General features: G+C 65.6%; 9 protein-coding genes. 7 read left to right on the forward strand and 2 right to left on the reverse strand.

The window, feature by feature from the left end:
* Nucleotides 1-11 precede the first annotated feature (11 nt).
* From UNPF46_RS06465 to UNPF46_RS06485, 5 genes are read left to right on the forward strand one after another with little or no spacing between them, the layout of a single operon-like run.
* Nucleotides 12-746 carry a CpaD family pilus assembly protein gene (locus tag UNPF46_RS06465; RefSeq protein ID WP_100176096.1) on the forward strand — a complete coding sequence of 245 codons (735 nt, stop codon included), beginning with the start codon at nt 12-14 and terminating at the stop codon, nt 744-746.
* Nucleotides 743-2011, forward strand: a complete 1269-nt coding sequence (locus UNPF46_RS06470; protein ID WP_100176095.1) for a CpaE/TadZ family protein — start codon at nt 743-745, stop codon at nt 2009-2011. Before UNPF46_RS06465 ends, UNPF46_RS06470 begins: the two co-directional genes overlap by 4 nt.
* A gap of 18 nt (nt 2012-2029) precedes the next feature.
* Complete coding sequence (locus tag UNPF46_RS06475) at nt 2030-3496, forward strand: TadA family conjugal transfer-associated ATPase (RefSeq protein WP_100176094.1); 1467 nt, start codon at nt 2030-2032, stop codon at nt 3494-3496.
* A gap of 10 nt (nt 3497-3506) precedes the next feature.
* On the forward strand, nt 3507-4484 hold the full coding sequence (locus UNPF46_RS06480; protein ID WP_100176093.1) for a type II secretion system F family protein: 978 nt from the start codon (nt 3507-3509) through the stop codon (nt 4482-4484).
* Nucleotides 4485-4493: 9 nt separating this feature from the next.
* A complete protein-coding gene (locus UNPF46_RS06485) occupies nt 4494-5468 on the forward strand; it encodes a type II secretion system F family protein (protein ID WP_100176092.1) in 975 nt (324 codons plus the stop codon).
* 61 nt (nt 5469-5529) lie between these two features.
* Here UNPF46_RS06485 and UNPF46_RS06490 read toward each other — a convergent pair whose 3' ends face one another.
* Both UNPF46_RS06490 and UNPF46_RS06495 read right to left on the reverse strand, forming a co-directional pair.
* Nucleotides 5530-6360, reverse strand: coding sequence for a tetratricopeptide repeat protein (locus UNPF46_RS06490; RefSeq protein ID WP_142249463.1), 831 nt, complete (start codon nt 6358-6360; stop codon nt 5530-5532).
* 184 nt (nt 6361-6544) lie between these two features.
* Nucleotides 6545-6748: a hypothetical protein gene (locus UNPF46_RS06495; protein WP_100176090.1), complete on the reverse strand. Its 204-nt coding sequence runs from the start codon at nt 6746-6748 to the stop codon at nt 6545-6547.
* Nucleotides 6749-6949: 201 nt separating this feature from the next.
* On the opposite strand from UNPF46_RS06495, the gene UNPF46_RS06500 reads away from it, so the two are divergent.
* Nucleotides 6950-8323 (forward strand): leucyl aminopeptidase family protein, encoded by a 1374-nt coding sequence (locus tag UNPF46_RS06500; protein WP_142249464.1) that lies wholly within the window; start codon nt 6950-6952, stop codon nt 8321-8323.
* Nucleotides 8316-9158, forward strand: coding sequence for a C40 family peptidase (locus UNPF46_RS06505; protein WP_100176088.1), 843 nt, complete (start codon nt 8316-8318; stop codon nt 9156-9158). Before UNPF46_RS06500 ends, UNPF46_RS06505 begins: the two co-directional genes overlap by 8 nt.
* The last annotated feature ends 96 nt before the right edge of the window (nt 9159-9254 follow it).

Here is a 9254-nt window from a genome sequence, read left to right on the forward strand (position 1 = left end):
GGGACTTCACGATGATCACAAGACCACCCCAGCTTCGCAAAGGCGCCGTCCGCCTCGGTGGCGCGCTCGTCGGCCTGACGCTCGCGCTCGGCGGCTGCCAGCACAACGAAGTCGTCACCGCCTCCATTCCCGACGACTACAAGCAGCGCCATCCGATCGCGATCGAGGAGCAGAACCGTTCGATCGTCGTCTTCGTCGGCCATGCGCGCGGCGGATTGACCGCCGCCCAGCGCGCGGACGTGATGGGCGTCGCGTCGGCATGGTTGCACGAAGGCACGGGCGCCATCCGCATCGACGTACCGTCCGGCACGCCCAATGCGCGTCCGGTCGCAGATACGATGCGGGAAATCCAGGCGATGCTGGCGGGCGCAGGCGTTCCGCCGCGCGGCGTCAACGTTCGCCCCTACCAGCCCGACGACAAGCGCTTCCTGCCGCCGATCCGGCTCACTTATTCCAAGATCGCCGCGGTCGCGGGTCCCTGCGGCCTGTGGCCGGAGGACATCGGTCCTTCGATGAAGAACAAGAGCTGGTTCGAGAACAAGGACTATTACAATTACGGCTGCGCGTATCAGCGCAATCTCGCCGCCATGGTCGACAATCCGTCGGACCTCGAGCAGCCGCGGCCCGAGACGCCTTCCTACACGATACGGCGCACGGCGGCCTTCGAGAAGTATCGCAAGGGAACGTCGACGGCAGTCACCTATCCTGAGGCCGACAAGGCCAAACTCAGCGACACCGGCAAATGATCAGCTACGCCCGCCAGACACACGAAGAGCAGCCGGATGCAACTCCTCCGCCGGTCGAGGAGCATATTGCGCCCGCGCCGCGCGTCTCGGTCCAGGCTTTCTGCGAGACCGTGGAAACCGCGGCCGCGGTCCAGTCGGCCGGCGAGGATCGCCGCCTCGGCAAGGCCCATCTGAAGATCCAGATGGGCGGCATGGCGGCCGCGATCGAAGCCTACCGCTCGGCTCCGACGCCGAACGTCATCGTGCTCGAGAGCGACGGCCGCAACGATCTCTTGAGCGGGCTCGACCAACTCGCCACCGTCTGCGATGCCGGCACCCGCGTGGTCGTGATCGGCCGCATCAACGACGTCATGCTCTACCGCGAGCTGGTGCGCCGCGGCGTCAGCGACTACGTGCTCGCGCCGGTCGGCGCGATCGACGTCGTGCGCTCGATCTGCAACCTGTTCTCGGCACCGGAAGCCAAGGCGGTCGGCCGCATCATCGCCGTGGTCGGCGCCAAGGGCGGCGTCGGGGCCTCCACCATCGCCCACAATGTCGCCTGGGCGATCGCCCGTGACCTTGCGATGGATGCCGTCGTCGCCGATCTCGACCTCGCCTTCGGCACCGCCGGTCTCGACTACAACCAGGATCCGCCGCAGGGCATCGCCGACGCCGTGTTCTCGCCCGATCGCGTCGACACCGCCTTCATCGACCGCCTGCTGTCGAAATGCACCGACCATCTCAGCCTGCTGGCGGCGCCGGCAACCCTCGACCGCGTCTATGATTTCGGTACCGACGCCTTCGATTCCGTGTTCGATACGCTGCGCTCCACCATGCCCTGCATCGTGCTCGACATTCCGCATCAATGGTCGGGCTGGACCAAGCGCGCCCTGATCGGAGCGGACGACATCCTGATCGTGGCCGCCCCAGACCTCGCCAATCTGCGCAATGCCAAGAACCTGTTCGATCTGTTGAAGGCCGCGCGCCCCAACGACCGGCCGCCGCTCTACTGCCTGAACCAGGTCGGCGTGCCGAAGCGGCCCGAAATCGCCGCCACGGAGTTCGCCAAGGCGATCGAGAGCCAGCCGATCGTCTCGATCCCGTTCGAGCCCCAGATCTTCGGCTCGGCCGCCAACAACGGCCAGATGATCGCGGAGATTTCCGCCAACCACAAGTCGATAGAGATGTTCCTTCAGATCGCCCAGCGCCTGACCGGCCGCAGCGAGACCAAGAAGCAAAAGTCGTCCCTGCTTTCACCCCTGATTGACAAGTTGCGGGGAAAATAGCCCGCGTGGAGTTGTTAAGTGTTCGGTAAGCGTAGCGGAACAGACACCGACCTTCGGGCGCCCAAGCCCGGCGCCGTGTCGCCCGAGCCTGCCCAGGCTCCGGCGCCGACGGTGTCGCGCGCCCCGGCGCCGGCCGTCGCCTCACCGCCGCTTGCCCCTGCCAAGGCTCCGCCGCCTCCGCCGATGGAGAGCCGGCGTTCGGACAATTACTACGAGGTCAAGGCCACCATCTTCGGCGCGCTGATCGAGGCGATCGACCTCGCCCAGCTCGCCAAGCTGGACTCGGAATCCGCGCGCGAGGAAATCCGCGACATCGTCAACGAGATCATCGCGATCAAGAACATCGTGATGTCGATCGCCGAGCAGGAAGAGCTGCTCGACGACATCTGCAACGACGTTCTGGGTTACGGTCCGCTCGAGCCGCTGCTGTCGCGCGACGATATCGCCGACATCATGGTCAACGGCGCCAACACCGTCTATATCGAAGTCGCGGGCAAGATCCAACGCACCGGCATCCGCTTCCGCGACAACCAGCAGCTGCTCAACATCTGTCAACGCATCGTCAGCCAGGTCGGCCGGCGCGTCGACGAATCCTCTCCGATCTGCGACGCGCGCCTCGCCGACGGCTCCCGCGTCAACGCCATCGTGCCGCCGCTGTCGATCGACGGCCCGACGCTCACCATCCGCAAGTTCAAAAAAGACAAGCTGACGCTTGATCAGCTCGTCAAGTTCGGCGCGATCTCGCCGGAAGGCGCCGAGATCCTCCAGATCATCGGCCGCGTCCGCTGCAACGTGCTGATCTCCGGCGGTACCGGCTCGGGCAAGACCACGCTGCTCAACTGTCTGACCAATTACATCGAGCACGACGAGCGCATCATCACCTGCGAGGACGCCGCCGAGCTCCAGCTCCAGCAGCCCCACGTGGTGCGGCTGGAAACCCGCCCGCCCAATATCGAGGGCGAGGGTCAGGTCACCATGCGCGAACTGGTGCGCAACTGCCTGCGTATGCGCCCCGAACGCATCATCGTCGGCGAAGTCCGCGGACCCGAGGCGTTCGACCTGCTCCAGGCCATGAACACCGGCCATGACGGCTCGATGGGCACCCTGCATGCCAACAACCCGCGCGAAGCCCTGTCGCGCTGCGAATCCATGATCACGATGGGAGGCTTTTCGCTTCCCTCGCGGACCATCCGCGAGATGATCTGCGCCTCGATCGACGTCATCGTCCAGGCGGCGCGCCTGCGCGACGGCTCCCGCCGCATCACCCACATCACCGAGGTGATGGGCATGGAAGGCGACACCATCATCACCCAGGACATCTTCCTCTACGACATGGTCGGAGAGGACGCCAACGGCAAGATCATCGGCCGTCACCGCTCGACCGGCATTGGCCGGCCGAAATTCTGGGAACGCGCCCGCTATTACGGCGACGAAAAACGCCTTGCCGCTGCGCTGGACGCGGCGGAAGTCACGCCGAAGACGTGAGCAGGTCGCCATGAACATGCAAGTTCTCGCCCTCGCATTCCTCGCCACGGCAGCGGTCGGCGGCATCGCCTGGGTCTTCCTCTATCCGCTGCTGTCGGGGGAACGAAAGGCCGAAAGCCGCCGCGCCTCGATCTCGCGCGCCGAGGCGCCCACGACCCGTCAAGCCGAGAAGACCCAGCGCTCGCGCCGCGAGCAGGTCGAGACCACGCTGAAGGATCTGGAGGCGCGACGCCTGCAGGAGAAGAGCGTGCCGCTCACCGTCCGCCTGTCGCAGGCGGGGCTCGACTGGACGCCGCAGAAATTCTGGATCGTGTCGGCTGTCGTCGCCGCCGCATTCTTCGCGGTCGCCCTGTTCGCCGGCGGCGGCCTGATTGGCGCTGTCGGCCTCGCCTTTGCCGGCGGTTTCGGCCTTCCGCGCTGGGCGCTGAGCTTCCTGAAGAAGCGGCGCGAGACCAAGTTCCTGGCGGCACTGCCGGACGCGGTCGACGTGATCGTCCGCGGCATCAAGGCGGGCCTGCCGCTGTTCGAATCGATCAAGGTCGTCGCAGCCGATTCGCCCGAACCGCTGCGCAGCGAATTCCTGGCGATCATCGAGACGCAGGCGATCGGCATGCCGCTCGGCGAGGCCTGCTCGCGGCTCTACGAACGCATGCCGCTGCCGGAGGCCAATTTCTTCGGCATCGTGGTCTCGATCCAGCAGAAGTCGGGCGGCAACCTCTCCGAAGCGCTCGGCAACCTCTCCAAGGTGCTGCGCGACCGCAAGAAGATGAGAGAGAAGATCCAGGCGATGTCGATGGAAGCCAAGGCCTCGGCCGGCATCATCGGCTCGTTGCCGCCGATCGTGATGTTCCTCGTCTACCTCACGACACCGCAATATATCTCGCTGCTTTGGACTCACCCCACCGGCCAGCTGATGCTGGTCGGCTGCGTCGTCTGGATGTCGATCGGCATCATGGTGATGAAGAAGATGATCAATTTCGATTTCTGACGGTGCCGTATGGTCGAATTTCTCGTTGCGAAGCTACATGACGTCCGCTTCATGACCATGCTGCTGGCGGCCATTGCCGCCAGCGCCACCGTCTATACGCTGGTGATGCCGCTGTTCGCCGGCGAGGGACTCTCCAAGCGCATGAAGGCGGTGGCGAGCGAGCGCGAGCGCATCCGGCAGCGCGAGCGTGAGCGCCTGCACAAGAACGAAAAGGTCACGCTGCGCCAGACGCCGAAACAGATCGTCTCCAAGGTCGTCGAGGACTTCAACCTCACCAAATGGCTCGCGCAGGAAGCCGCGCGCGACAAGCTCATCATGGCGGGCTACCGCGGTCAGGCGCCCTACATCACCTTCCTGTTTGCCCGCATGGTCGCTCCGATCGTGCTGTTCATCGGCTCGATCGTGTATGTGTTCCTGATCGCGCATATGGAGCAGTCGATGCCGATCAAGATCGGCATCTGCATCGGCGCGGCCTATCTCGGCCTCCAGGCGCCGATGCTGTTCCTGCGGAACGCGATCTCCAAGCGCCAGCTCTCGATCAAGCGCGCCTTTCCGGACGCGCTCGACCTGCTGCTGATCTGCATCGAGTCAGGCATGTCGGTCGAGATGGCGTTCCGGAAGGTCGCCACCGAAATCGTCGGCCAGTCGATCGCGTTGTCGGAGGAGTTCACGCTCACCACGGCCGAATTGTCCTATCTGCAGGATCGCAAGGTCGCCTACGAGAATCTGGCCCGGCGCACCGGGCTCGAGGGCGTCAAGTCGGTGTGTCTGGCACTTCAGCAGGCGGAACGCTACGGCACCCCGCTCGGTCATTCCTTGCGCGTCATGGCGCAGGAGAACCGCGACATGCGCATGACGGAGGCCGAAAAGAAGGCTGCCGCCTTGCCGCCGAAGCTGACGGTGCCGATGATCCTGTTCTTTCTGCCCGTGCTGTTCGTGGTCATTCTCGGGCCGACCGGCATCAAGATCAGCGAGATGCAGTGACGGGAACGCAGGCGCGCCGCGCGGGAACCGCGCGGCTGCAAGACGGCAAAATCGGATTTGATCAGTCGCCCTGGCTGAGCGCGGCAACCGGCGTGCGCTTCGGTGCGCCGCGCTGATTGTCGTTGCGGTTCAGCATTTCCTTGAGGTAGGCGACATTGGCCGCAGCCTGATCCGGCGGCAGATCCGCCTTGACGATGGTCTCGGCTTCCGCGAAGCGGCCCTGGAGACCGACGACCAGGCCGAGATTCTGCCGCACCCGGCCGCTCGCACGCGGTGAGGCATAGGCCTGCCGCAGCGCTTCTTCGGCCTTCGGCAGGTCTCTCGAGAGCATGTAGGACAGGCCAAGATTGGAGAGCACGCCAGGATCACCCGGCGCGATCTTGAGGGCGGTCGTGTAATAGGAGCGCGCCTCCTCGTGACGGCCCATCTGGTCCAGCGCGGTGCCCTGCACCGAGAGCAGGCGCCAGTCCGGATTGTCAGGCGAATGCGCCTTCGACAGGACGTCGTAGGCCTGCTGGAAATTGCCGTTGTCGGCGAGGGCGCGGCCGTACTGGGCGAGCAGCGCCTTGTTGCCCGGATTGGCGATCGTCGCCTGTTCGAGCACGGCGACGGCTTGGGCGCGCTGGCCGTTGGCGCGCAGCGCCTGACCGTAGGCGAGTGCGGTGTCGGCATCCTTGGGATTGGCGCGGTAGCGCTCGCCATAGACCTCGACGGCGCGCACCGGATCGGTGGGCGCGCGGTCGGCCGGAGGCGCCTCCGCGCGGGGTCCGCCGATCGAGCCCGTCACATCGGAGAGTTTCGACATGGCCGTGCAGCCGCCGAGGCCCATGGCCACCGCCGCGACCATCGACGTGGACGCAAGAAGCCGGGCAAGACTGAACCGTTGACGCATGACGCTTTGACTCTCGAGCCGATTGATCGAGCCGAACGCGCCAGCAATAGACTGTTAACCCTAACGGCCGGTTAACGCCCCCGAGCCGCACGTCTCGCGGCGAGGCTTGCGATGCCCGCCGCCGAAGCCGCGATCGAGGCGGGCGCCCTCACCTGCTCATTCGGATGCCTCGGCAGCTCCGACCTCAATACTCGATGGCGAGCCGCTTGCGGATTTCGTCGATACGCCTGTCGAGCGCATCGAACCGCGCGTGGACGGATCGGTCGTGGAGATAGAACACGTAGCCACCGGCAAGGAACGCGAAGATCCAGTGGTGATGCTCGACATAGCCGAAGATCACCTCGATGGCCTGGCCGATGAATGTGACCACGCTCCACACAAATTCCATTGCATGTCCTCCCGGCGCGCTTTGTCGTCGGCCGCCCGAACTCTCATCCCCGGCGACCGTTGCCGGAACCTAGCATGAGCGCCTTGCTGCGAGTAGCGGCTCGCTGAACGGTGACAGCAAAGCCGATTGCGGCCGCAGCGAAACTCTGCGAAGTCTCGTCCGTTCGCATGCCCCGTTTGATCCGACGATCCGGACCCGCCAATGCCTTCTGTCTTCGAAACCTCATCCACCGCCATCCCGATCCTCTTCGTCACCAAATCGAGCTGGGATCAGGTCGCCGAGCAGCTGCCGCCGCAGCAGCGGCAGTTCGCCACGGCATGTGCCTTTACCGCCAAGCCGGGCGCCTATCTGGCGCTGCCTGCGCCCGACGGCGCAGTGGCGCAGGTGCTGTTCGGCCTCGAAGACGAGGGTGCGAGGTCGCGTGATCTGTTCCGGCCCGGCGCCCTGCCCGGGCTTCTGCCACCGGGCACCTATCGCTTTGCCAATGCACCTCACGATGTACGGCTGGCGGCGCTCGCCTTTGCACTGGGGTGCTACCGCTTCGCGCGCTACCGCAAGGCTGACAGGCCCGACGTCCGGCTGGTGCCGCCCGACGGCGTCGATGCCGCCGGGATCGAGCGGATCGCCGACGCCGCGATGTTCGCGCGCGACCTCATCAACACGCCGTCCAACGACATGGGCCCGGACGAGCTCGCCGCTGCCGCGCAAGCGCTGGCCGCCGAATTCGGGGCGAGCTTTGCCTGCACCATCGGCGCTGAGCTGGAGAAACATTTCCCGCTGATCCACGCCGTCGGCATGGCCTCCAGCCGCGCGCCGCGGCTGATCGACATCGGCTGGGGCGATCCTGCTCATCCCAAGGTGACGCTGGTCGGCAAGGGCGTCTGCTTCGACACCGGCGGGCTCGACCTGAAGCCGTCGAGCGGCATGCTGATCATGAAGAAGGACATGGGCGGCGCCGCCAATGTGCTGGCGCTGGCGCGCATGGTGATGGACGCGAAGCTGAAGGTGCGGCTGCGCGTGCTGATCCCGGCCGTCGAGAACGCCGTCGCCGGCAATGCCTTCCGCCCGCTCGATATCTTCACCTCGCGCAAGGGCATCACGGTGGAGATCGGCAATACCGATGCGGAGGGCCGCCTGGTGCTCGCCGACGCGCTGGCGCTGGCCGACGAGGAGAAGCCCGAGCTGCTGATCGATCTGGGCACGCTGACCGGCGCCGCGCGCGTCGCGCTGGGACCGGATCTGCCGCCCTTTTACACCAATGACGAGGCCCTTGCCGCCGATGTCGCGCGCTGCGCGGCGAAGGAGAACGATCCATTGTGGCGCATGCCGCTGTGGCCGCCCTACGATGCGTGGCTGGATTCCAAGACGGCCACCATCACCAACGCGCCGTCAGGCGGCTTTGCCGGCTCGATCACCTGCGCACTGTTCCTGCAACGCTTCGTCGAGCATGCCGGCAGCTGGCTTCATGTCGACATCTACGGCTGGACGCCGTCGGCCAAGCCGGCGCGACCCGAAGGCGGCGAGTGCCAGGCCGCGCGCGCCATCTACACCTTGCTGAGCGAGCGCTATGCATGATCCGCGAATAACTCCGGCCCGAGGCGACCTCGCCGCGAAATATCTCGAAGGCAAGGTCGAGGCGGATCGCTACGTCACCGGCGAGGAATTCGAGGTGGCCGAGCCGGTCGCGCCGGTGCGCGAGCAGCCCTCGTCGAACGCGATGCTGATGACGGAGGCCCTGCGCGGCGAACGCGTCACGGTCTACGACCGCAATGGCGAAGGCTGGGCGTGGGGCCAGCTCAATGGCGACGGCTATGTCGGCTGGCTGCCGGAAGCGGCGCTCGTGAAACCCCTGGCCACGCCAACCCATGTGGTCAGCGCGCTGCGGACATTCGCCTTCCCCGGCCCCTCGATCAAGCTGCCGCCGGCCGAGACGCTGGTGATGGGATCCAGGCTCGCCGTCGCTCGCGAGGATGGCAGCTTCGCCGTGACGCACGAGGGACGATATCTGCCGAAGACGCATCTCGTCCCGCTCGATCATCGCGAGCCTGATTTTGTCGCGGTCGCCGAGCGCTTCGTCGGCACGCCCTATCTCTGGGGCGGCAAGAGCAGTCTTGGCATCGATTGCTCCGGTCTCGTCCAGGTCTCGCTGACATCGGCTGGGATCGGCTGCCCGCGCGACAGCGACATGCAGCTGGCCGGGCTCGGCCGCGCCCTGGAGCCGCATGAACGGGGCAGCTTGCAGCGCGGCGATCTGATTTTCTGGAAGGGACATGTCGCCATCGTCCGCGATGCCAGCACCATGGTTCACGCCAATGCGCATCACATGGCGACGGTAATCGAACCGATCGAGCCGGCCATCGTCCGGATCAGGAAGGCCGGCAGCGAGGTCGTCGCGATCAAGCGGCTCTAGAGCATTTTATGTTCTGATTGAATCAGAACCGAAGCTCTAGATTCTTGTTTTGACGCGTTTTCTTCACGCGAACCGGTGTCCACTTCGCTCGAAAAC

It is taken from the genome of Bradyrhizobium sp. UNPF46 (assembly GCF_006658625.1).
Taxonomy (GTDB): Bacteria; Pseudomonadota; Alphaproteobacteria; order Rhizobiales; family Xanthobacteraceae; genus Bradyrhizobium; species Bradyrhizobium nitroreducens.